The organism is Deltaproteobacteria bacterium, assembly GCA_019308995.1.
Lineage (GTDB): Bacteria > Desulfobacterota > Desulfarculia > Adiutricales > JAFDHD01 > JAFDHD01.
This window is the reverse complement of the sequence record JAFDHD010000016.1, coordinates 14,397-38,733: the sequence shown is the minus strand read 5'-3', so window position 1 is coordinate 38,733 and position 24,337 is coordinate 14,397. Positions and strand designations below refer to the sequence as shown.

Sequence of the window (24,337 nt, the reverse complement as noted above, 5' to 3'; positions counted from 1 at the left end):
GGTGAGCGACGGGTGGCTCCGACGGAAAGGGATACTTGAACACGATTCCTTTAAAAACAGATACTTACTAAATTACACAAAAAGTTTGGAGTAGACAAACCATCATAGGAGGAGCATGAATGAGAAGAATACTTGCTTTATTATCATGCCTTATTTTTATTATCGGTGTCAGCAGCGCCGCAGCCAGGCCTCTAGAAGATCCTCTCAGGATTGAATCTGGTTTAATTTCCGGGTTCAGGGCCGGTGAAAAAAAGGACCTGCTTGTTTTCAAGGGCGTCCCTTATGCCGCTCCGCCGGTGGGCGAGCTGCGCTGGAAGCCGCCGCAGCCCCCGGTAACCTGGGGGGGTGTCAAGATAACCAGAAAGCCCTGTGCATGGTGCCCTCAGCCTGCGTCTGTCGCCTTTGCCAGACGAACCGGGCTGCAAAGCGAAGACTGCCTTTATCTGAACGTCTGGACCATGGCCAAGGATACGGATGAGAAAAGGCCGGTCATGGTCTGGATTCACGGCGGCGGCTCCACCACCGGTTCGGGAGGAGCATTGTTTTATAGCGGCGGGCGGCTGGCGCGTCTGGGCGTGGTGGTTGTGACCATCAATTACCGCCTGGGTCCCCTGGGTTATTTAGCTCACCCCTTACTTTCTCATGAGTCTGACAAGGGCGTGTCAGGCAATTATGGATTCCTCGATCAGATTGCCGCGCTCAAGTGGGTTCAGAGAAACATCTCGGCCTTTGGCGGCGACCCGGATAATGTAACCATCTTCGGGGAGTCCGCCGGCGCGGTCGCCGTAACCAGGCTCATGATCTCCCCCCTGGCCAGGGGACTCTTTCATCGCGCTATCGCTCAGAGCGGCGGGCCATTCGGTCGAAACAGGCATCTGCGCGAGAGAAAGTATAATATGAAATCCGGTGAAGCTACTGGAGAAAAGGTCGCGCAGCTACTTGGCTGTGATCAGGCTGATGACGTTCTGGCCGCCATGCGCGCCAAGAGCGCTGAAAAAATTATTGAGGATGCCAAGCCGGCTCAGGGGCTGTTCGGCCGGGGTATTAAGTTCGGCCCGATTGTGGATGGTTGGGCCCTGCCTGACGATCCAGGCTTCCTGTTCCTGGAAGGCAGGATGGCGAACGTTCCCTTTATGGTGGGCTCAAACGCTGATGAAGGCACCATATTTCTTAAACAAATAACCATCAAAACCCCTGAAGCTTATAAAAATATGGTTAAAATTGTTGGAAGAAAATATGCCTCTAAACTTTTAAAGTTATTTCCGGTGAATACAGAAGAAGATGTAAAACCGGCCCTGAACAAGCTCATCGGGGTTTCGGCCTTTGTGTCGAATGCCCGTACCATGGCCCGCGCCGCGTCAGAAAGACAGCCCAGGGTCTATCTGTATCATTTTACGCGTGTGCCTCCGATGGGGAGCTTAAAGCATCTGGGCGCATTTCATGCCGCGGAGATTTTTTATGCCTTTGGAAACATCGGCCCGGTGATCAGGCAAAGCGATCCAGACCGCAACCTCTCGGATAAAATGATGGCCTTTTGGACGAATTTTGCCAAGACCGGCGACCCCAACGGTGAAGGTCTTCCACACTGGCCCGCCTACGAAACCGACAAGGACCAGCACCTCGAACTTGGCGCTGAAATAAAAGTTGGAGAGGGTTTATACAGGGAAGCGTGCGACATCTTTGAGGAGCTTCTACGGCTGAGAGTCAAAGAAAATCGTCCGAAATAATATTTCGGGAGGTGTGGGTTCCCCTTTTATAAAGCAAATGGAAAGAATATGTTCCGATAACCGCTTCAATCCTGTGAATCAGCTAGACACCCTCCTTAAAAAATGGAGAGACCCCCAGGTATAAGCCGAACAGAATCATGAAAACGGCGCAGCAGGCAAGGATAGCGTAGTAGGCTTTTTTGTTCAGGTAACGCAGGCCAAAGTAAGCCAGAGTGGAAACAAGCAGGTACCAGGCCAGGTCTCCAGCCTCATGTCCTAGAAAAAATGATAAAAGCCTGGGCCAGTGCTTAAAAGAAATATCGAACTGAAGCATAAAAGCGAAACCGATGGTCGCCCACCAGATCCACCAGTAGGGGTTGGACATGGAGACCACGAAACCGCCTAAAACCGGATTTTTCAGAGCGGTCTTTTCAGATAGATCTGAATCCTCGTTTAGATCATCTGTAGAAGTCAAAAAGCTTGTTGAAATACGGCCCCGGTATAAATCTCGGATGATGGAAAAGCCAAAGTAGCCCAGTAAAAGGCCGCCAAGGACCCCGATTACGCGCATAAAGAAGATGTTCTTCACCACGAACGAAAACCCTAAAAGCAGAAATACGATGATCAGGGTTTCAAGCATGGCGTGACCGGTGACGACCCAGAGACCGGTTAAATATCCGCGTCTGGTTGTTTGAGCGGATTTAATAATGGTGTAAGTCAGCAGAGGGCCGGGCGCCATGGCCCCGGTTAAGGCCACCAGGAAGGAGAAAGAAAAAATCAGCCAATAGATAGAGATAAAACCTGAAATTTCATTGAGCATCGTCATGCATCTCTAGCATAAAGGCCTGGTATCCTCAATATTAGGATCATAGCGTGAGCTGATTTGGTCAGATGGATACTGTTTCAGCCAGGAAGCGCACCTGAGCATGTCTTTCCGGTGATCGGGTTCGGAACTAACGCTGGGAATGCGGAGGAAATCAAAATAGTCTTCAAGAAGTGTATCTTCTCTTTTTTCATATTCCGCCATGAATCGTTCTATCTTTGATTTACTAGAAGCCATTTTCGATCCTCTTATTCTTTCAAACTTATTCTTTCAAACTTAAAAACCGCCTGCTCAACGCATGCCGCTTAAACCAAAAATGCGCAAAAAGGCTGTGGCAATGATCATGTAAATGGTCAGCCCGGTGATATCATTCATGGCGGTGGTGAACGGCCCGGAAGCCAGGGCGGGGTCAATGTTGAGGCGCTTCAAGATCAGCGGAGTCAGAGAGCCGAGGGTGCCGGCCAGAGTTATGGCAAGAAACATGGATAAGCCCACCACAAGACCGAGAATCGCCGTGCTTTGCCAGAGCCCGGCCGCCAGGGCCGCCCCGCTCCCGCAGACCAGGCCCAGGGCCAGGGCCACCCGGAGATCCCTGGCCAGGATGCGCAGCACCTGCCCGCGACCGAACCGGCCCAAGGCCAGGCCGCGGATGACGATGGTCGAGGACTGAATCCCGACCGAACCGCCCAGGGCCGTGATGATGGGGATAAAGGCAACCAATACCAGGACATCCTTTAACGTGACCTTAAAGAGCCAAATAAGATTGCCGCTGAGGAATCCGCCGAGAAGGTTGACCAGGAGCCAAGGCAGACGAAGTTTGACTATCTTGAAAACATGACTCTGATAAAGCTCCTCGTCCTCGTGTGTACCGGCCACGCGGTAGAAGTCCTCGGACGCCTCTTCCTGGACCACGTCAATGACATCATCCACGGTGATCCGCCCCAGGAGAATACCTTTGTCGCTGACCACCGGGGCGGCGCGAGTGTCATACTTCATGAACTTACGAGCCACCTCTTCCTGATCCTCATCCACATTGATGATCAGCTCAACTGGCGAAACGACTTCCCTCAGCCTTGTATCAGGGCTGGATAAAACCAGGGTCTGCAGATCCACCTGTCCCAGCAGTTTGTGATTTTCATCCACCACAAAGACGTAATTGAGGTCCTGGACCTCATGCTGTTTGGCCCGGATATGCTCGATCGCCTCGGCCACGGTCTCGTTTTCCCCGGCCACAACCAGCTCAAGCTGCATCAGCCCGCCGGCCGTGTCCTCCCTATATTTAAGCAGGCGGCTGATTTCATCGGAGTCTTCCACGTCAATAGTGGCCAGGATCGAAGAGGCGTCTTCATCGCTGAGAGAAGCCACGATGTCTGTGCCATCATCCGAATCCATCTCGTCCACGGCCCGGGACAGGAGCTTAACAGGCAGGATGGAGAGGAGATGTTCCCGGGAGTGCTCAGGAAGCGAAAGAAGAACCTCAGCGGCTAGTTTTGGATCAAGAAGGAAATAGAAGCGAACCTTGTCATGGCCTTCAAGAAATTCCATAAGTTCAGCCACGTCGGCCGGATGCAGCCCTTTGATCAACCGGGCGAACTCTTCCTCCCGTCCTTTTTCAAGGAAGCGGATCAAATCCTGGATATACTCATCTTCTCTGCCGACCGACATTGACCTCACCCTGAACGATGTTTTAACTTTTTTCCTTTTCTCGCCCCTGGGACCGGATCTCTTTAGCCTTGAGTTGCAAACCAGGTAGCAGTGAAAGATCAATATGATTAATCTCAGGCTATTGTCAAGCTAATTTTGGACCAGATTTCGTGTAGATATTGAAACACAACATGGCAGGCGGGCATAGGCCCTTGGGCCTGGGAAGCGTGGTCAGGAATTCAAACCTGTTTGCCCAAGCTTAACTCACATCTGATTGAATTCATATGGATTTCCTAGGTCAAAGCGCTGGCGGGAAAGGAAAAAGATGTATTTCCAAAATTTAATTTGATAAACTGGATATACTTGTATCCGGGTTTTTCATCTAAAGATTATTTTAAAGGAGAAAGCCATGTCCAAGCGAGTCATGGAGGGGCTTAAGGCCCTTTTTGAACCCGAGTCAATCGCGGTGATCGGCGCCTCAAATTCTCCTGCTAAATGGGGAAACTGGATGATTACGAGGCCCATAGCGAGCGGTTACCGGGGTCGAATCTACCCGATCAATCCTAAAGAGAAGGAGATTTTCGGACTCAAGGCTTTTCCCAGCGTCCTGGAAGTGCCAGAGCCTATTGATCTCGCCATCATCACTATTCCAGCGTCCATGGTTCCGAATGCGATGAGGGAATGTGTGAGCAAGGGTATCGGGGCCGTGGTTCTTATCTCTGCCGGGTTTGCCGAGACCGGTCCGCAGGGGAAAGCTCTTCAGGACGAGGTTGTTCAAATCGCCGCGGAAGGAGGCGTCAGGGTTATGGGGCCCAATGGCATGGGGATCTGGAGTTCAGCGGTGCGATTGAATACCGCCTTCTGGTTCACTCCGAAACCAGGTGGTATCTTCTTTGTTTCACAAAGCGGCACCATGGGCGCCTACCTTCTGGAAACGGCCATTAATAAAGGATATGGCTTTAACACATTTTTGAGCGTGGGCAATCAGGCCGACCTCTCCATGGCAGATTATGTGGAATATCTGGGTGAAGATGAAGGCACGAACGTGATCGTGCTCTACATCGAGGGCCTCAGAGACGGCGCCCGTTTTTTCAAAAAGGCCAGGGAGGTCATCAGAAAAAAGCCCATCATCGTCTTCAAGGCGGGACGTACCAGGCACGGATCAAGGGCCACCATGAGTCATACGGCCTCTATCGCCGGGTCGGACGAAGTCTTTGAGGCAATCTGCCGCCAGACAGGCATTATCAGGACCTATGATGTGAGTCATGCCTTTGATTTAGCCGAGGCGTTGTCAAAGCAACCCCTCCCAAAAGGGAATCGGGTGGCCGTGGTCTCCTCGGGCGGTGGACATTGTGTCGTTACCACCGACGCCTGCGGCGCACTCGGCCTCGAGGTTCCGGAACTCGACAAGGAGACCGTTCAAACACTTGAAAAATATCTTCTGCCACACGCTCCTCCTCCCACGAATCCCATTGACCTGGCGGCTGATCCCCGTCCCATGACGTCGCCAATATCGTTGAATTGCTGGCTCAGAATCCACGCATCAACGCCATCATCACCATGGCCCCGGTGTCAATTCGGTCCACGAATCCGGCCTATATTCGGGAAGTGCTTACAGCGGCAGAGATTCTGTCAGAAATACCTAAAAAATATGGCAAGCCTCTCATCGCCACGGCCATGCGCGGAAATATGAATGGAATCGCCTTTGAGCTGATGAAGGAGCGAGGGATTCCCTTTTATGAGTTTCCAGAGGAAGCTTCACGGGCTATGTATGGTTTGTATCGGTACTCTCAACTTCATTGAACGCGCTGGCAGCGTAAGAAATCAAGTTCAACGCATCTGCCTCTTCCAATAAAACGATCGGGGTTCCGAGGGGATCAAGAAAGGATGTCTGCATTAAAACAGATCGTTATCCTTTCCGGCGTAAAAGTGCGAAACCTGATCAGCCGGCGCCAGGTTATTTCATCTAATTTCTAGAGGGGAGCGCCACAATTGCTTTGCCCGGGGTTGTCTTTTCACCTTTCCCGTTTTCGAGCCAGATATCAAGCTCCACGAGATGCTCGCCGCCTTCAATATATTTATTCGTGATCGTACCTTTGCAGGTGAGAGTATCCCCGGGAACGTCCATTCCCCGGTAACCGCAGCTGAAGATTTTTATTTTTCCCTTTAATCCTACCCAGTCGCCCAGCAGCTGTCCGAGCCAGGCGCTTTTGAAAGCGCCATGGACGATGATACCTGGCAAGTTATTATCGAGCGCAAAATCCTTATCATAATGAATCTGGTAGAAGTCTCCGGAAGCTCCGGCCCATTGCACGAGCTGTTGGGGAGTTGGTTTCTTAATCAGCGAAGGGATCTCAGCGTTTGTTTCGACATCTTCCCAGAAGATTTGTTCGGCCATCTTCATTCTCCTTTCTGCCTTGCGGGCTTTTAATAGCTGATGCCGGTGTAACGGGCCTTGGCTACCACCTCCCCCTTCTGGTTCTTGAAGGTGGTTTCAGCGATCTGAAACAGCATCTTTCCGAGCCTGCCTTCACGTTCGAAGAGGTTGGATAGTTTGCTGGTCGCTGTCAAGACGTCGCCTGCCTGTACCGGCTTGAAGAACTCATACTCGTTTCCGCCATTGAGGTGCCTGGTAAAGGGGTTTTTGATCTGCGGAGAGGATCCACCCTTCTTGACGGGATAGGCGTATTGGGCCACAAAACCGGGCGGCGCGATGATGCTGTCGTATCCGCATTTTTTAGCGTATTCCTCATCGTGGTAAAGTGGATTGGGGTCACCGATTGCCTCGGCCCATCTTCTAATCGGCTCCTTCTCAATCTCAAACACGGAAGGCTCCGATTCAACGCCTATCATCTGCCTCATCTCTTCTGTAATCACTGAATCTTTTGTCATCCCTTTACCTCCTTGGATTCCCTATCTGAAAAGAAGCGAGGCCATTATTTCACAATCTAAAGAAAAATGCCAACATTTGGGAAGATAACTTTTGAGAAAAAAGCAGGAAGGCCACGAGGTTTATCACGACCTCCTATACCCCCCTTGTCTTTCATCTTGGTTTTAAGCCACGAAATGCGTGAAAGGATCATACGAAAATGATACAACTTGTCGTGCAAGCGTATCCAATGCAATGAAATCTGGTCTTTCTGTTATTCCAAGGCAAAAAATGTTCCTCAAGAGAAGCAGGGTCAATTTGGATATGGTGACATATGGACCTGGACAGCTATTTGTGCTGGCACAAAACTTGTCCCCTCTTGGCTTGTTGGTGGGCGGGATTTTGCAACAGCCAGCATATTCATTAAAGACTTGGCTTCGCGTCTTGCCTATAGGGTTCAATTGACCACAGACAGACACAAGCCCTATTTAGAGGCTATTGAAGAAGCTTTTGGGGCGGACATAGATTATTCGATGCTAATTAAGATATATGGAAACGACAGTGAAGGTCAAAAAAGATATAGCCCCTCACAATGTATAGGGGCTGACAGTAAAGCCATTGAGGGCAACCCCGAAGCGAAACATATCTCAACAAGCTATGTGGAGAGACAAAACCTTACAACCGCATGAGCATGAGACGCTTCACGCGCCTAACAAATGCTTTTTCAAAAAAGGTCGAAAATCTGGCCCATGCTGTGAGCCTTCACTTTATGTATTATAATTTTAGCAGGATTCATCGGACACTCAGAGTCACGCCAGCCATGGAAGCCAAAGTGTCTGATCATGTTTGGACATTAGAAGAAATCACTTCTCTTGTTAATGAATCCTGTCAATGACATTTTAATTATTGCGAGTATCATTTCTGTTAGCAGATTGGTACTTGGTTTGAGTTTTTCGAACTGAACCACCGATTGAGGCGGGGGAGAAGGTGTTTTATAAGGGCAAGATACCTCCCCCGCCTTTTTTGTGCCCCCGTAACTCAACTGGATAGAGTTCCAATCTGCTAAATTGGTGGTCCGAGTTCGAATCTCGATGGGGGGCACTTTTCGGTACGGGATCAATTTCCGGGGTTTCTCGTAATTTTAGCAGCCTAAAATTACAAAGAAGTCAATTTGAAGGATTGTTTCTTTAGTGCAAATCGGGGATATCCGGCTTCACGGGAGCGATCTTAAATTATTGAAAAAAATAAAAATAAAAAAACTTGACTTTTTTAAAATAATGCCGATAATTATTAATGAAGCCACCCTGGTTACTCATGATAGTAGTCAGCATTAAAGAGGCCCTACATACTCATGTAAGTATGTAGGACTGAAAGACGCATAGGGAACCCACGCAGGTTCCCTATTTTTTTAAAGGGGGGGTCACAATGCAAAGAGTTATGATTTTTATTGACGGTAGCAATTTCTTCCATGGTGTTACAGGTGGTCTTAAACAGGATTTTTATAAAGTCGATATAGATAAATTCATAGAGAAAATAGTAGCTAATAGAGAATTAATGAGAATTTATTATTACACCGTGAGGCCAACCGATTCAAGCATAAAGAGCTATAATCAACAACTTTCTTTCCTTGATCGCCTTGAAAGAAAACCTTATTTTAAACTCAGATTGGGACGCTTGGCTGGACCAAAGGGAAATCAGAGAGAAAAAGGTGCTGATATTTTTTTAGCACTAGACATGTTGTTATTGGCTCAAAATGACACATATGACGTAGCGGCCTTGATTAGTGGTGACGGAGATTTTTCTGAGGTTATTAACAGGGTACAGGAAATAGGAAAAATTGTTGAAAATTATGCATTTAAAGGAAAAAAGTCTGACCACCTATTACGAACTTGTGATGTCTTTCATTATATCGACGACAATTATTTCACTTAATAAATAAATATACGTCCCGATTAATTCAAACTGACCCACTACCGAAAGATAACTTTTGAGAAAAAAGCAGGAAGGCCACGAGGTTTATCACGGCCTCCTACACCCCCCTTGTCTTTCATCTTGGTTTTAAACCGCGAAATGCGTGAAAGGATCATACGAAAATGATACTAGGCGCCGTCCAGACTGGGATGCTCCGCTCTGGTGTACCATGATTCAGGGTCAACCAGGAATTCTTCCGCCTCCTTGAGAGAAAGGTAATGCTCACGTTCGATCCTGGAAAGAAGATCGAAGAAGGCCTTTTCTTTCTTGTCAGCGACCTCGTCCCTTAATTTTTCATAAAAGGCAACACCCTTTGACTCGAAATCAATGGCTACCCGGATCGCCTCCAGGTCATCTTCATCGCCTTCGGATATTTTTTCGGCCTCCTTAATCACGTTCTTTAAAAGGTCCTTGACAGCGGTGTCATTAACCACCAGCGGCACCGTTTCAGGCCATTTCCCGGCCCCGGCCCATGTTTCATGGAGTTCCTTGAGCCTCTCGTAGTGTTCCAGCTCTTCGTGAGCGATCTGCTGAAACATGGCCTTGCCCACCGGATTCCCGGTCCTTTCGGCATTCTTGAGATAAAACTCACGCTCCTTCATTTCATTATTCAAGGCGGCCTCCAGAGAGTTCAAACGTTTTTTCCCGGTCATAATCTTTCCTCTTGAAATTGTTTATGTGGTAAAAAACTTTATCCTTGTCGCCAGACCAATTATTGATATTATAAATGGAAATCCCAGGGTAAACAAGGTGAGGATAAAACAAGTTGAAATATTTGATGATCGCTTTGGTATTTAAGACACAACCATAATCTGATTCTTACGTGGCCGTGACAGCCGTGACTGCATCATCGGCTTACAGCTTCAGGGTAAGGCAACAGATTCATTGAGATCAAGCAGGTTATAACATGATTTGGGCAAAAGGTCTCCCTTCTTCATGGGATTTTGAGACAGATATCGTGGTGGTCGGTTATGGGTATGCCGGCGGCATTGCCTCGATTGAGGCCAAAGATCATGGCGCTGATGTTCTGTTATTGGAAAAGATGTCCAAGCCGGGAGGAATCTCCATCTGCTCCGGCGGAGGACTCCGGACGGCTTTTGATGCCGAGAGCGCCTTTTCCTACCTAAAGGAGACCTGCGGCGGAATGACTCCCGACGCCGTGCTGCGGGCCATGGCTCAAGGCATGACCGAGTTACCGGCCTATATGGAGGAACTGGCTAAAATCAATGAGGCAGAGATCAAAGCTATTCCCAGCAAAGGCAACTATCCCTTTCCAGGGTATGAAGACCTTGGCTTTTGCATTTACGGCCGCATTCCCGGGTTTGATCCCTTGACCTACTATCCTCACGTGCGAGGCTTGCGCGGCGGGGCGCGCAACTTCAAAGTGGTGGAAGACAATGTAGACCGGCGGGGAATTAAGATCTTACTTGGCGCCCCTGTAAAGCGGCTCCTCCGTACTCCAGACAAAAGAGTGGTCGGTGTGCTTGCTCAGAAGAATGACCGTCTTCTGTATATTAAGGCCAGACGAGGCGTTATCTTAACCTGCGGCGGCTTTGAGGCCGACGAGGAACTCAAGCGCCAGTTTTTCCAGGGATCAGTGATCGTTTCGGCCGCCTATCGCGGAAATACCGGAGACGGCATTCGAATGGCCCAGGAGGTCGGCGCCTCACTCTGGCACATGGGGAATTTCCATGGGTCCTACGGTCTTCGTCACACCGATCCTCATTACCCATTCGGCCTCCGGTTAAGGCGTCTGCCTGACTGGGTGCCGGGGCATCCAATCCCTTCCAGGTCAGAAATGGCCTGGATAGTCATTGATCGGCACGGCCGGAGGTACATGAACGAGTATCCGCCTTATGCGCATGATGTCGGCCATCGTCCCATGCAGTACTATGATACCGAAATCCAGTCTTATCCGCGCATTCCTTCTTTTATTATCTTTGATGAGGAAGGCCGAAAGCTCTATCCCGTGGTCATGCCCACTTTTAACGATTCGGAAGTCTTCTTTGAATGGAGCGAGGATAATCTGGCTGAGGTTGATCTCGGTATTTTGAAGAAAGCTGAGTCCATGAAAGAAATGGCGCTGGACATGAAGGTGGAGCCACGGATTCTGAGAGAAACGATCGAGCAATGGAATGGCTTTTGCCAGCAGGGTTCTGATAATGACTTTGGCAGGCCTTCAGAAACCATGGTCCCCATCCAAATCCCGCCCTACTACTATGCGCAAGTCTGGCCGGTCGTCTCAAATACCCATGGCGGTCCGGTGCATAATGAGCACTGGCAGGTTCTGGATGCTTTCGGCGAACCGATACCGGGCCTCTATGAAGCCGGTGAATTGGGCGGTATATTTGGATTCCTTTACCTGGCCGGTGGAAATCTGGCTGAATGCTATATCGGTGGGTGGACCGCCGCGAGACATGCGGCCCAAAATGAACCCTGGAAGCCCTGATTCAAAGCTGTTTTGACATCCCTAAAGAAAGTGGGAGCTACGATTTTTTTCATGGCTTTTCAGGGTGTTTTTTGTTAGCGTGGTTACAATTTGGCTTCAACTTAACTATCCAGTTTTTGAGGATAGGGTGGGCGTTGGAGAGGGCGGTTTCCAGGGCTCGTTTTTTAAAATTACCGTTAACGGGACATAGTCGGCTGCCTTGGAGATGTAAAACGGGTTCAAGGCATGGGAAATGGTTTTGCGGTTGGTTTTTTTATGTCATGGCCGCATGGCCTTGATTAATAACCCTAACCTTTTGATGGAGGTGAAAAAATGAAAAAATTAAGACAACCTTTTAAGCGATTGTTTGCCTCTCGATCGGTTACCTATTTATGGATGCTTACTTTATGCATGAGCGTCTCGTTCATTGGATCGGCGGCAACGACTCTGGCTGCCGAACCACGTCACGGAGACGTTTATCGCACCAGTTCCGGCCCTCCCAGGTCGCTGGACCCGCACATAGAGACCTATCCAGCGACGACTATAATCACCAACAATACTTACAATACCCTGCTTCGCTACACCCCGGACCTGAAAGGCTTTGAACTTGATCTATTGAAAAGTTACAGACAATTAGATAATCTCACCTATGAATTTACGATTCACAAGGGTGTGCGTTTTCACAACATACCCCCGGTTAACGGCCGCGAACTAACCTCAGCAGACGTTAAATACAGCATTGAGCGCATCATGGGAATATACGGCAAAAAGGCCAAGTTCAAACGCCGCTATTACTTTGAGGACAAGCTGGCTTCTATTGAAACGCCTGACAGATATACCGTCATCGTTAAGACCAAGGAGCCTTACGGGCCTTTTATGTACTATATTGCCTCTCCATGGTCATCCATCGTGGCCAGGGAGGCTGTAGAGGAGTATAGAGACCTGAAGAAGAAGGCTATCGGGACCGGCCCGTTCATTCTCAAGGAGTTCGTGCGCGGTTCTCACATTACCCTTGATAAGAATCCGAATTACTTTAAAAAAGGCCTGCCTTACCTGGACAAGATCCACATCAAGATAATGCGCGATCCGGCCTCCATTCTGAGTGCGTTTCTGGCCCATAGAATTGACGCCACCGGCGTTTCTTTTTTCCAGCTTCCCACGATTAAAAAAGAAGCCCCAGACGCTAAAATTATTAAGAACAAAGGTATTCAGGTATGGACCCTCAGATGTCCGGCATGGATTGAGGGTAAAAAACCCCTTAAGCCGCCCTTTGACAAAAAGAAGGTCCGGCAGGCCATTGCCATGGCCATTGACAAGCAGAAGCTGCTCAACCTGGCCTGGGGCGGTTATGGCACCGTGCAGGTCGGACCGGTGCCAAACCACCCTCTTTTTTCATTACCAGAGAGCGATCAGGTAGAATATAATCCCGAAAAAGCAAAGAAGTACCTGGCTGAGGCTGGATATCCCAACGGCTTTTCCACAGAACTTCTTACCTGGAACCAAGATTATATGACCAAACCGGCCCAGGTAATCCAGAGTATGCTCAAAGAAGTCGGCATCAACGTGACTTTGAAGACATTGGAGATGGCACAATACTTCAACCGGGCTTATAGATTCGAGTATGATTTGGCCTTACATGTGACCGACTACTCAGCTGACCCGTCAGATATTCTGACGGCTTATTATGGGAGGCACTCTACTTATTTCAAATGGAGCAATCGTGAAATTTGGAGGTTAATTGATGAACAATCCCATGAAATGGATTTAAAAAAACGCATAGCCTTGGTTCACAAGATTCAGCATCTGGTCTTAGATGATGCGCCTCAAATATTCCTGTATACACAGTACCGGTTCTTGGTCGAAAGACCCTATGTGCACTCCAAAATCTACAACAACCCATATCAGAATATGATTTGCGAGACCTACTGGATGGATAAGCATTAAATTTTTACAGTGAAGACAAAATAATTTGACTGTGCTCGAAGGTTATTAATATTCGGCCTGATTGTTTATTATTTATCAAACCAGGGAGAAGACAGATGTCACAAGTAATAGATTTGAGGCTCGATGTGCCTGAAACCGTGGATGATATCGTGGGAACCATGAAATTCTTCATTTTAAACAAGGAAGCCGGAGGGGTAGCCAATTACCGCCGCATCTTCGGGCCGAGAAGAGCGGCCAATCTGGGATTCACCCTTGAGGAGATGGAGCGGCTGAGTGAGGAGCTTGCTCCTGATGAGTTTGAAGCCCTGGTCCGCGAAAGAGCGGAGAAGGTTGTGGTGCCCTTATCCGAGTTTGCCAAACAACTTGATGAAGCCGGCATCGTGCGCGGCATGTTGGATCTCCATGATAATGATAAGACCGCGGAGATGGTTTCTCAACTGCCCGATCGCCTCATGGGCCGGGCCTTTGTGAACCCCTTTGAAGGCATGCGCGCGGTCAAGGAACTGGAGAGGTCGGTCAGGGAGCTCGGGTTCAAAGCTGTTTACGCCTCTCCATACAGATGGGGGATCAGGGCCAGCGATCAGCGGTTCTATCCAATCTATGCCAAGGCCGTGGAGCTTGACATACCCGTTTTTGTTTATACTTCCATGAATTATCGCAAAGACTTCCCCATGGACGTCGGCCGGCCTCTTTATCTTGACAAGGTAGCTATGGATTTTCCTGAAATGAAGATAGTGGCCAGCTGCGGCGGCTGGCCCTGGGTCCCTGAGATGATCGGGCTCGCCCGCAGACACAACAACGTTTATATTGACACCTCGTCTCACCGGCCCAAGCACCTGGCCACTCCGGGGTCAGGCTGGGAGATGCTGCTCCAGTTTGGCAACACCCTGCTTCAGGATAGGATCGTTTTTGCCTCGGGTTCAACGGACCTGGGCATGCCCATCAATGAGATAGTCATGGAGACGAAGGCGCTTCCCCTGAAAAAGGAAGTCATGGAAAAGTGGCTTTATCAGAACGCGGTTGAACTTCTCGGACTTAAGTAACCTACTTGTTTTAGATATGGAATCCAAATATGAGCAGAACAAATATGAATAAAGAGGGAGCGCTCTCTGACCTGAAAGTAATTGACCTCGGCCACTACATCGCCGGCCCCTATTGTACCTCGCTGCTGGCGGGTTTGGGAGCAGAGGTTATCAAGGTGGAACGGCCGCAAGCCGGAGACCCGGCGAGGCAGATGGGGCCTTTCCCAAAAGATGAGCCGCACCTGGAGAAAAGCGGGCTTTTTCACTACCTGAATCTGGGGAAAAAAAGCATCACCCTGAACCTGAAGTCCAGGGCGGGCGCAGAAGCCTTTAAAAAGCTGGTGGCTGAGGCCGACGTGCTCATTGAAAACTTTGCGCCGCGCGTTATGCCTTCCCTGGGCCTGAAGTACGACGCCCTTAAAGAGATCAATCCCGCTCTGATCATGACCTCCATCTCAAACTACGGGCAAACCGGGCCGTATCGCGACTACAAGGGCCTTGAAATAACCTTGAGCGCTCTGGGCGGAGTCCAGGCTGAGATCGGGGAACAAGGCAGGGAGCCGATCAAGCTTGGGGGTCAGCATTTACAGTTCCAGGCCGGATTGACCGGTGCGCTCGCCACCATGGGCGCTGTCTGTTATCGAGATTTAAGGGGAAGCGGCCAGCATATTGACCTGGCCATCGTAGAAATCGCGGCGACCTTAAAAGGCTGTCCGACCATGAATTTCCAGTTTAACGGACATAACCGCATAAGGAACGGGGCACGCCCCATGTCAGATATGCCTCAGTCTGACCCGCGTATCCCGGGCCTGTATCCTATTGCCATCCTGCCATGCAAAGACGGCTATGTCTGCGTTGATACCGAGATGGAGGAACAATACAGGATGCTTGTTGAGATGATGGGGCGGCCGGAACTGCTGGATGACCCTCGATTTAGCGACGTGGAACAAAGGTCTCTCCACGCTGACGAGCTGGACGCCGTGCTCAAGGATTACCTCAAGACAAAAACCCAGAAAGAGGTCTTTGAGGAGGCCACCGAGTGGCGCGTCCCCATCGGTATCTTGAACGATATGGATCGGCTTTTTCACGATCCGCAGCATCGGGACAGAGGTTTTTTTACTAAGATAGACCATCCATTATTAGGTAAGATGGAGTTTCCGGGGCATATTTTTCTTATGTCCGAAACACCGTGGCAAGTGAGCCGCGCCCCGATGCTGGGTGAGCATAACAGTGAAATCTTGATTGAGCGTTTGGGTTATTCAGAGGACGACCTGAAGGCCATGACATTCGTCACAGAGGCTTAAGCCAATCTTTTGACCGCAGCCCGCGCTAACTGAAGAACAAATTATGGGAGAGCAGGATTATGGCAGGTTTACCGCTGGAAGGCATTAGAATCTTGGATCACACCATCGCCTGGGCCGGGCCTCAAGGCACCGTGGTGCTGGCCGACATGGGGGCCGAGGTGATCAAGGTCGAAGCGCTGTTCAGGTTTGACGCCCTCAGGTACTTTGGCCTCAGGTACGCTAAACAAAAGGAGAAGTTCTGGGAGCATTCACCCTGGTTTATCCAGGTAAATCACAATAAACTCGGCGTCACCCTGGACTTGAGCCAGGAAAAGGGAAAGGAACTGTACCTCAGGCTGATCAAAATCAGCGATGTGGTTATCAACAACTTCACCCCTAGGGTTATGCCCAACCTGGGCCTGGATTACGAGCGCCTGCGAGAGGTCAAGCCTGATATCATTATGGTGTCCATGCCAGGCTACGGCTGCACCGGCCCCTATACAAACGCCCCGGCCTTTGGTGACTGCATCAACGCCTTCTGCGGCTTAGATGAAATAACCGGTTACGAAAATGGCCCTCCCTTGAGGCCGGGTATCGCTTATGGCGACCCGACCGGCGGTTTTGCCGCGGCCCTGGCCGTCCTGTCGGCCCTGCATTATCGCTTTAGAACGGGCAAGGGTCAGTTTGTGGATGTTTCCCATTTTGAGGCTTCGACCAGGCATATGGACTGGCTTCTCGATTACGCCCTCAATGCACGGGTCAGGACGCGTATGGGCAACACGGACGATTATGCCGCCCCCCAGGGCTGCTACCCATGCAAGGGGGACGACCAGTGGGTGGCGATCAGCATTGTCTCTGATGAGGAATGGAACATATTTTGCGAGATTCTGGGCCATCCCGAGTGGTCTCAGGGGCCCCGCTTTGCTTCTTTTGCCAGCCGTCAGGAGCATCGCGATGAGCTGGATAAATATATCGCGGCCTGGACGATTTCTCTTGATCGTTATGAAATCATGGAGAAGCTTCAGAAACGCGGGCTGGCTGCTGCGCCGGTGCTCTACCCGGGCGAACTGCTTAAAGACCCGCACTTTGTGGCGCGGGGCTTCTTTGAGGAGTCCGAGCATCCTTGTGGCGGTAAGAAGCTCGTGCCCGGGATGATTGCCAAAATGTCCGAAACTGTTTGCCGCATCAGGTTTCCCGCTCCTTTACTCGGCCAGCATAATGAATATGTCTTTAAGGAGCTTCTGGGACTGACTGATGATGAAATAGCGGCATTGAGTGAGGCCAGCGTCACTGGCGTTGAGCCTCAGTTTCGCACCTGAGCAGTCTTTACACTCACGAAACTGTTTTTCAATATACAGCAAAGCAGCTCTCATGCCTGAGCCGCGGCTGAGGCGCCGCTTTCCCCCCTCAATAATAAACCCGATGATATTATAGCATCTGTCTATGGTGGTATCACATAAAGCTGACCGGCCTGGAGGCGCTTTTCCCTTGACACGTAAAGGCCGTTAACCTATGTTGGCAATGCCATGAAAGCCTTTCTCATTTTTTTAAGCGCTTGATTACTTGAATGGATGTATGGATTAAAGGTCAATTCATTAATAATAATTTTAAAGAGACGCAGTTTCGTTTCAGGCTTTGTTATTGATGATGAAAGAAAGGCAGGAAAAAATGCTTTTAACCGGCGTTAAGGTGCTGGATTTTACGCAAGCCCTGGCTGGTCCGTTTTGCACCAGGCTTTTACATGATCTTGGGGCAGAGGTCATTAAAGTTGAAGCCCCTGGCCTTGGAGACGGTGCGCGTTACGCTCCTTTCGTCAAGAAGGGTTACAGCGGCTACTTTATGCAGAACAATTGCGGGAAGAAGAGTCTCTCCCTGAATCTTAAACATCCGGAAGGTGTAAGGATAGCTGAAGAGCTTGTAAAGTTGTGTGACGTGGTTGTCGAGAACTTCCGGCCCAAGACCATGGATCGCCTGGGGCTCGGCTACGAAGACCTTAAAGAAATCAACCCCAAAATTATCATGTGCTCCATTTCCGGGTTCGGCCAGTACGGCCCCTGGGCCGATCGGCCCGGATACGCTGCCACGGCTCACGCCTTGAGCGGTCTGATGTGGGTCACGGGAAAGAATGAAGACCCCGATCATCCTCCCATGGCGCCCGGCGCTGCTTTTGGTGATACCGGGGCGTCCTTACATGCCGCCACGGCTATCTGTGCCGCGCTGTTTGCCCGGGACAGGACCGGCGAAGGGGAATACATAGATGTCTCCCTTCTAGACTGCCTGTTCGATCAACTGGACTCGGCCGTAGAAATTCATGTACTCAGTGAAGGCCGGGATTCGCACGCCATGCTCAGTCCGATTTACAGAGGACGGGATGGATGGGCGACTATCGCTCTCGGCGCTAGAGACAGCATGTGGCAGGGGCTCACTAAAGCCATGGACAGACCGGATTTGTATAAGGACCCCAGATTTCATCCTCTGGAGAACCGGGTCAGGAATCGGGCGCTGGTGGATGAGGTGTTAAATGAATGGCTGAATACGTTTGAGCATATCAGTGACGCCCTGGAAAAATTGGAAGAGGCGGGCATACCCAGCGCCCCGATTCTATCTATTCCAGAGGCCCTGGAGCATCCGCAGATCAAGGCGCGCCAGATGATGAAGGAGATTGACCATCCCGTCCTGGGTCGGGTGCCGGTGATCAACAGCCCCTTTCGTCTTAAAAACAGAAGCGCTGGTCTTAAGGGGCTGCCTCCTGAACTTGGCCAGCACAACCAAGAGGTTCTCTCAGAATATTTAGGGTATTCCAAAGAGATGATTGGTGAACTGGAAAAAGAGGGTGTTATTTATAAAAAGCCATGAGAAGGAAGAAGTGAGGTGAGGATATGAATGGCCCAGATGTTCGTCGGGAAGTCGTGATCAGCGAAAAGGAGGCCGCCGATATGGTCGAGGATGGGATGACCATCTCGCTTGGCTCTAATTATCCCCTGGCCGTTACGCGGCAGATTATCCGTAAAGGGTTGAAGAACCTGACGGTGATCGCCAACGCCGGTGGATGGGATGTGGATTTAATGATAGGCGCCGGCTGCGTCAAGAAGGTGGTAGGATATTATTTCGGAGCGGGTCTGGAGGTCATCGGACCATTTTTTCGCGCAGCCGCGGAAAACGGCGATATTGAGGTTTGGGAGTTTGACGAAGGAATGTATCTCGCGGGGCTGATGGCTGCGGCGCAGATGCTTCCCTTTATGCCATGGCGCGGCGGAGTCGGGACCTGTTATCCGGAGATCAATCCTGATATCAAGGTTTTTAAAGACCCACTCAATGGAGAGACGCTGCTGGCCATACCACCCATCAAGCCGGAGATTGCCTTTTTGCGGGCCTCCTTTGCCGATCCTTATGGAAACGCTCAGTTCGTTGACGCCGGTTTTTCCGATACAGCCCATTACCGGGCGGCCGATAAGACAATCGTTCAGGTGGAGAAGATCGTTCCTAATGAGGAGATAAGGAAGAATCCGGCCAACACCTCCATTATGGAGGCTGAGGCTGTGGTCATGGCCCCTTTTGGGTCTCACCCATTTAAAAGCGCCGGGTATTACATCGAAGATGTGGCTCATCTAACGGAGTACCGGCAGGTTGCCCGGGAGTGCGTCAAAAACGGGAACAGAAAACTATTTGAGGATTACCTGAAAAAATATGTGTATGAACCGGAAACCCACCTGGATTATTTGGATAGAATAGGCGCCAAACAGCTTTTCAGTCTTTTTAGATAAAGCACTTTCCCGTAAATCAGAAAGGGTATGAACATGATAAGTCAAGCGAATCGGCCTTATAGCCTGAATGAACAGCTGGCGGTTTTTATTTCAAGGGAGATCGAGGACGGGGAGCCTGTCGGTGTGGGCCGGAACCTCATCGTGCCCATGGCCGGCGCGCTTCTGGCCCACATGCATCATGGCCCGAATATCAAGATCGGTTTCGATCATACGAGAACCAATGTCTATGATCAACCGGTAGTTGATATTAGCCAGATGGATTGGTGGACCGCGCTGAGATGGGCAGAATCCTTTCGCTCGGAAGACAGGAGCATGATTTCCTTAAAGCAGGCAAGCAAATCCATCTTTTTTATAGGCGGCATCCAGATAGACAAGTATGGCAACTCCAACATGATCGGCGTGGGAACTGATTTTAAAAAACTGACCTTTCGCGGTCCGGGCGCCATTGGCACCGCCAGTCTCACCACTTATATGGACAGATACTACATCTTCCTTAATTCACATACCAAGCGGCTTCTGGTGGATCGTTGCGATTTCGTCTCCTGTGTCGGATGGAACCAGGGAGGCAAGGATGCGAGAAAGGAGCTCGGGATACCTGGAGGCGGTCCCAAATACTGCATTACACCCCTTTGTATTATGGATTTCGATGAAGAGACCAAGCACATGCGGTTAAAATCGGTCCATCCTGGGGTCACCGTGGATAACGTCCTTCAAAACACAGGCTTCGACCTGGTCGTTCCGGAAGGGGTGGAAACGACGCCGGAACCGGAAGACGATGAGCTGGATATCCTCCGAAATCGTATTGACCCTAAAGGGCTTTTACGAAAATAAACAATATCCTTTCGTCGTCTCCACTCCCCCACCAACTACAAGGGTGAGTTTTATACGTTCCCCCACACAGGCGGAGGGGAAGACAGAAAGAAACTCTTAGGATAGAGTGTTATGATCAGTTATGTCATTCGGCGAATTTTGATGCTGGTTCCAACCCTCATCGGCATCACCCTCGTTTCCTTTCTTATTCTCCAGCTAGTGCCTGGCGATCCCGCCAGGACCATAGCCGGCTTGGAAGCCGAGGAGGAAGACATCGAGGCTATCCGCCATCAACTGGGCCTTGATAAACCGATTATCGTTCAATACGGCATCTTTCTTAAAAACGTGACCAAGGGAGAATTCGGTCAATCCATCAGGACGCAGAACGATGTCGTGGCTGAAATCTGGCCGAGATTCATCAATACCCTCAAGCTCGCGTTAGCAAGCATCCTTATTTCCCTCTTCATCGGCCTGATCATCGGATCGGTCGCCGCCATCCGTCAGAACACCATTGTTGATTACACGTCCATGGTCTTTGTTCTTCTTGGCATTTCCACCCCGACCTTCTGGTCAGGACTGCTCATCATTCTTGTCTTTTCGGTCTTTTTGGGTTGGTTTCCCTCAGGCGGCTCCGAGGGGTTGATCAGCCTTGTCCTGCCGGCCATAACGCTGGCCGCGCCGTCGGCAGCCGTGACGGCGCGCATGACGCGGTCCAGCATGCTCGAAGTCTTTCGGCAGGATTATATCAGGACCGCCAGGGCCAAAGGGCAGAAAGAATCAAAGGTCATTTACAAGCACGCGCTTAAAAACGCTCTTATCCCCACCACCACCATTGTGGGGCTTCAGTTTGGCTATCTCATGGGTGGGGCGGTTCTGGTGGAGACGGTTTTCACATGGCCTGGGCTGGGACGGCTGATTGTTGATTCTATCTACACCAGAGATTATCCGGTGGTGCAGGGCGGGGTGATACTCTTTGCCTTTGGTTTTGTGCTGGCCAATCTGGTGGTGGATATCCTGTATATCTACTTGGATCCAAGGATCTCCTATGAATAAAGGGGATATAAAACAAAGCCAGATTCTCGGGACCTGGCGGCGCTTGAGGCGAAATAAACTGGCCCTGGTGGGTATGGTCATCATTGTAATCGTGGCCTTAATGGCGATATTAGGCCCCTATGCCACACCTTACGATCCTTTGAAGCAGGACTTCAAAGAGATACGGAAAGCCATGAGTCTCAAACATTGGTTCGGTAGTGACGATGTCGGCCGGGACATCTTTTCGCGCATCCTGGTGGGAGCCAGAATTACCCTTATCATTTCCAGTATCGCCGTGCTGATGGGGCTTTTTATCGGGACGTTGATCGGGATGCTTGGAGGTTTCTACGGCGGGAAGATAGATGTCCTGGTGGTGTATCTAACAGATGTCCTTCTGGCTTTCCCCGGCCTTCTCCTGGCTATCGCCGTGATTGCCGCCATCGGTCCCGGGGTTACCGGTGTCATTGTGGCCAGTGGTTCTTCTTCGATCCCTCAATTCATTCGCATAATCAGGGGTGTTGTCCTTTCGGAGAAGGAGAAGGATTATGTGCTGGCCGCTCGGGCCATTGGAGAGAATAACAATATCATCATGCTGCGGTACATCCTGCCCAACTGTGTGGCTCCGCTTGTGGTCTTATTGACCTTGAGGATGGCTGCCGTTATCCTGATTGCCGCGGGCTTAAGTTTCCTTGGCCTTGGTGTCCAGCCGCCGTCGCCGGAATGGGGCGCCATGCTAAACGAGGGGCGGGGATATTTACAAACAGCGCCGCATATCTCTATTTTCCCTGGTCTGGCCATCATGATTGTTGTGCTGGCCTTTAATCTGTTCGGGGATGGACTCAGAGACGCGCTCGACCCGAGGATGAGGATATAAGTAAAAAGGTTTGAAATGAGTGACACACTGCTAAGCGTCGAGAATCTGAAAGTCGAGTTTCATACTGACGAGGGGATTGTAAGGGCCCTGGATGGCGTCAGCCTCGAAATCAAAAAAAGAAAGATCCTGGGCCTGGTGGGGGAAACCGGTTGTGGAAAATCCGTGACAGGCAATAGCATCTTACGCCTGCTACCTGAACCGCCGGCCAAAATAATAGACGGGCAGGTCCTGTTCAACGGAAAAAACCTTCTTAAGACCCCCAGGTCAGAATTGAGAAAAATAAGGGGTGGAAGGATTTCGATGATCTTTCAGGATCCCTTCACGTCATTAAATCCTGTCTATACCGTTGGGAACCAGATCTCAGAGGCTATCGAGCTTCATCAGGAGGCTTCAGGCAAAGAGGCCTTGCAGCGGGCCGCGGAGATCATGCAAATAGTCGGCATCCCAGAGGCCGAGGCTCGTTTGAAGGATTATCCTCACCAATTTTCCGGCGGCATGCGGCAGCGGGTCATGATTGCCATGGCCCTTTCATGCAACCCGGAACTGCTCATCGCCGATGAACCCACCACAGCACTCGATGTAACCATCCAGGCGCAAATTCTTGAATTGATGTCTGATTTGAATCGAAAAACCGGCACGGCTGTCCTCCTCATTTCGCACGATCTGGGCATCATCTCAGAAATGTGCGATGAGGTGGCCACCATGTATGCGGGGACCATCGTGGAAATCGCCGAGCTGGAGGTCTTTTTTGCCCATCATCAACATCCTTACTCTGAGGGACTTCTGGCGTCCATTCCCGTCATGGGCGAGAGAAAGGAGATGCTCAGCGTTATTAGCGGAAATGTACCGAACCTGATCGCGCCCCCGGCGGGCTGCCGTTTTCATCCAAGATGCCCTTATGCCATGGATAAATGCCAGAGTGAAAAGCCTGCCCTTCAGGAAATCGCCTCCGGGCACAAGGTCGCATGCTTCAAGGTCACAGGATAGTTCATGAGAGAAATTTTACGGATTGAACATCTAAAAAAATACTTTCCCATCAAGAGCGGTTTGTTTAAAAGGCAGACGGGTTTCATTAGAGCCGTTGATGATCTGAGTTTTTCCATCTCAGAATCCCAGGTGCTGGGTCTGGTGGGTGAAAGCGGCAGCGGTAAGTCCACAGTGGGAAGGACGATCCAAAGGCTATGGGAACCGACCGCCGGCCAGATCATCTTCAAAGGCAGAGATATCGTCAGCCTGAATAAGGAATCACTTAAAAAATTAAGAACCGAGATGCAGATTATCTTTCAAGACCCTCAAGCCTCGCTGAATCCAAGGATGCGCGTCGGAACGGCCATCGGGCGGGCCATGAAGATCAACACCCCTTACAAAGACCGCGAGATAGAAGACAGGGTCATGTCCTTGATGGAAAAGATTGGACTTCTGTCCGAACTCTATAACCGTTATCCTCACGAATTGTCCGGCGGCCAACAGCAAAGGGTCGGCATTGCCAGAGCTTTGGCCGTGGAGCCTGATTTCATCGTCCTCGATGAGCCTACTTCCGCTCTCGATGTCTCCGTACAGGCGCAGATTCTGAACCTGTTGAAAAATTTACAACAGGACCTGAAACTGACCTATCTCTTCATCTCTCATGATTTGAGCGTGATTGATCATATTTGCGACCGCATTGCGATTATGTACGCCGGACAGATTTTAGAGCTGGCAGATCGAGACAAGCTTTTCAGGTCCCCCATCCATCCTTATACCATAACCCTTCTCTCGGCTATTCCTGAGATTGGAAGAAAGAAGAAGGAGAAGAGAATTATCCTGAAAGGCGAGGTTCCGAGTCCATCAAATCCTCCATCAGGCTGCCGTTTCCATCCACGGTGTTTTCAAAGGTCCGACATATGCGATGTAAAACAACCGCAACTAATAGAAGTGGAAGCAGATCATTTCGTGGCCTGTCATCTTGCCGAAGAAGCCTAGCTCCTTGCAGCCTGATTATAGTAATTGTCAGAATAATGTTCCGATTAGTGAGAATTGGGACTCGCTTCCTCCTCTCCCCTTGAGTAGGTCAGGGTGGCCCGTAAAGCGGGTCTCCCTGACAATATTAACTATCTCTAAATCGGTATTGTAGGGGCGGGGTTTATCCCCGCCCGTATATTTCCGGTCTTTCATGTCAATAAAGGCT

Annotated in this window: 22 protein-coding genes and 1 tRNA gene; 17 read left to right on the top strand and 6 right to left on the bottom strand. The window is 50.2% G+C overall.

The window, feature by feature from the left end; translation table 11 throughout:
- Window positions 1-119: 119 nt before the first annotated feature.
- Entirely contained in the window at window positions 120-1,727 is a 1,608-nt protein-coding gene (locus JRI95_04990) for a carboxylesterase family protein (protein ID MBW2060903.1), read from the top strand.
- 82 nt (window positions 1,728-1,809) lie between these two features.
- Here the strand turns inward: JRI95_04990 and JRI95_04985 are convergent, their stop codons facing one another.
- From JRI95_04985 to mgtE, 3 genes are read right to left on the bottom strand one after another with little or no spacing between them, the layout of a single operon-like run.
- Window positions 1,810-2,526: a LysE family transporter gene (locus JRI95_04985; protein MBW2060902.1), complete on the bottom strand. Its 717-nt coding sequence runs from the start codon at window positions 2,524-2,526 to the stop codon at window positions 1,810-1,812.
- A gap of 12 nt (window positions 2,527-2,538) precedes the next feature.
- The gene (locus JRI95_04980; protein ID MBW2060901.1) at window positions 2,539-2,766 is read right to left on the bottom strand and encodes a hypothetical protein; all 228 of its coding nucleotides are present in this window, start codon (window positions 2,764-2,766) and stop codon (window positions 2,539-2,541) included.
- 54 nt (window positions 2,767-2,820) lie between these two features.
- Window positions 2,821-4,194 (bottom strand): magnesium transporter, encoded by a 1,374-nt coding sequence (gene mgtE, locus JRI95_04975; GenBank protein MBW2060900.1) that lies wholly within the window; start codon window positions 4,192-4,194, stop codon window positions 2,821-2,823.
- A 388-nt stretch (window positions 4,195-4,582) separates the two neighbouring features.
- Between mgtE and JRI95_04970 the strand changes: the two genes are divergently transcribed.
- The gene (locus JRI95_04970) at window positions 4,583-5,866 is read left to right on the top strand and encodes a CoA-binding protein (GenBank protein MBW2060899.1); all 1,284 of its coding nucleotides are present in this window, start codon (window positions 4,583-4,585) and stop codon (window positions 5,864-5,866) included.
- A 273-nt stretch (window positions 5,867-6,139) separates the two neighbouring features.
- Here JRI95_04970 and JRI95_04965 read toward each other — a convergent pair whose 3' ends face one another.
- A complete protein-coding gene (locus JRI95_04965; GenBank protein ID MBW2060898.1) occupies window positions 6,140-6,571 on the bottom strand; it encodes a dehydratase in 432 nt (143 codons plus the stop codon).
- Window positions 6,572-6,600: 29 nt separating this feature from the next.
- Complete coding sequence (locus tag JRI95_04960) at window positions 6,601-7,065, bottom strand: MaoC family dehydratase N-terminal domain-containing protein (GenBank protein MBW2060897.1); 465 nt, start codon at window positions 7,063-7,065, stop codon at window positions 6,601-6,603.
- A gap of 207 nt (window positions 7,066-7,272) precedes the next feature.
- Between JRI95_04960 and JRI95_04955 the strand changes: the two genes are divergently transcribed.
- From JRI95_04955 to JRI95_04945, 3 genes are all read left to right on the top strand, one after another.
- Window positions 7,273-7,731, top strand: a complete 459-nt coding sequence (locus JRI95_04955) for a hypothetical protein (protein ID MBW2060896.1) — start codon at window positions 7,273-7,275, stop codon at window positions 7,729-7,731.
- Window positions 7,732-8,069: 338 nt separating this feature from the next.
- Window positions 8,070-8,143 (top strand) — tRNA-Ser (locus JRI95_04950).
- A gap of 324 nt (window positions 8,144-8,467) precedes the next feature.
- On the top strand, window positions 8,468-8,974 hold the full coding sequence (locus JRI95_04945) for an NYN domain-containing protein (protein MBW2060895.1): 507 nt from the start codon (window positions 8,468-8,470) through the stop codon (window positions 8,972-8,974).
- A gap of 167 nt (window positions 8,975-9,141) precedes the next feature.
- Here the strand turns inward: JRI95_04945 and JRI95_04940 are convergent, their stop codons facing one another.
- Window positions 9,142-9,666, bottom strand: coding sequence for a ferritin family protein (locus JRI95_04940; protein MBW2060894.1), 525 nt, complete (start codon window positions 9,664-9,666; stop codon window positions 9,142-9,144).
- Between the two features lie 254 nt (window positions 9,667-9,920).
- Here JRI95_04940 and JRI95_04935 point away from each other — a divergent pair, with 254 nt between their 5' ends.
- The 12 genes from JRI95_04935 (at window position 9,921) to JRI95_04880 (ending at window position 24,132) form a co-directional block, all read left to right on the top strand.
- The gene (locus JRI95_04935; GenBank protein MBW2060893.1) at window positions 9,921-11,462 is read left to right on the top strand and encodes an FAD-binding protein; all 1,542 of its coding nucleotides are present in this window, start codon (window positions 9,921-9,923) and stop codon (window positions 11,460-11,462) included.
- Between the two features lie 312 nt (window positions 11,463-11,774).
- The gene (locus tag JRI95_04930) at window positions 11,775-13,385 is read left to right on the top strand and encodes an ABC transporter substrate-binding protein (protein MBW2060892.1); all 1,611 of its coding nucleotides are present in this window, start codon (window positions 11,775-11,777) and stop codon (window positions 13,383-13,385) included.
- A 260-nt stretch (window positions 13,386-13,645) separates the two neighbouring features.
- Window positions 13,646-14,428, top strand: coding sequence for an amidohydrolase (locus tag JRI95_04925; GenBank protein ID MBW2060891.1), 783 nt, complete (start codon window positions 13,646-13,648; stop codon window positions 14,426-14,428).
- Window positions 14,429-14,472: 44 nt separating this feature from the next.
- Window positions 14,473-15,711: a CoA transferase gene (locus JRI95_04920; GenBank protein MBW2060890.1), complete on the top strand. Its 1,239-nt coding sequence runs from the start codon at window positions 14,473-14,475 to the stop codon at window positions 15,709-15,711.
- Between the two features lie 59 nt (window positions 15,712-15,770).
- On the top strand, window positions 15,771-17,009 hold the full coding sequence (locus JRI95_04915) for a CoA transferase (protein ID MBW2060889.1): 1,239 nt from the start codon (window positions 15,771-15,773) through the stop codon (window positions 17,007-17,009).
- 325 nt (window positions 17,010-17,334) lie between these two features.
- Window positions 17,335-18,546, top strand: coding sequence for a CoA transferase (locus JRI95_04910; protein MBW2060888.1), 1,212 nt, complete (start codon window positions 17,335-17,337; stop codon window positions 18,544-18,546).
- 23 nt (window positions 18,547-18,569) lie between these two features.
- Window positions 18,570-19,454, top strand: coding sequence for a CoA transferase subunit A (locus JRI95_04905; GenBank protein MBW2060887.1), 885 nt, complete (start codon window positions 18,570-18,572; stop codon window positions 19,452-19,454).
- Between the two features lie 33 nt (window positions 19,455-19,487).
- On the top strand, window positions 19,488-20,285 hold the full coding sequence (locus tag JRI95_04900) for a hypothetical protein (GenBank protein MBW2060886.1): 798 nt from the start codon (window positions 19,488-19,490) through the stop codon (window positions 20,283-20,285).
- Between the two features lie 111 nt (window positions 20,286-20,396).
- Complete coding sequence (locus JRI95_04895; GenBank protein MBW2060885.1) at window positions 20,397-21,317, top strand: ABC transporter permease; 921 nt, start codon at window positions 20,397-20,399, stop codon at window positions 21,315-21,317.
- On the top strand, window positions 21,310-22,170 hold the full coding sequence (locus JRI95_04890) for an ABC transporter permease (GenBank protein MBW2060884.1): 861 nt from the start codon (window positions 21,310-21,312) through the stop codon (window positions 22,168-22,170). The genes JRI95_04895 and JRI95_04890 overlap by 8 nt, the downstream gene beginning before the upstream one ends.
- Before the next feature lie 15 nt (window positions 22,171-22,185).
- On the top strand, window positions 22,186-23,157 hold the full coding sequence (locus tag JRI95_04885; protein MBW2060883.1) for an ABC transporter ATP-binding protein: 972 nt from the start codon (window positions 22,186-22,188) through the stop codon (window positions 23,155-23,157).
- Between the two features lie 3 nt (window positions 23,158-23,160).
- Window positions 23,161-24,132 (top strand): ABC transporter ATP-binding protein, encoded by a 972-nt coding sequence (locus JRI95_04880; protein ID MBW2060882.1) that lies wholly within the window; start codon window positions 23,161-23,163, stop codon window positions 24,130-24,132.
- Window positions 24,133-24,337 lie beyond the last annotated feature (205 nt).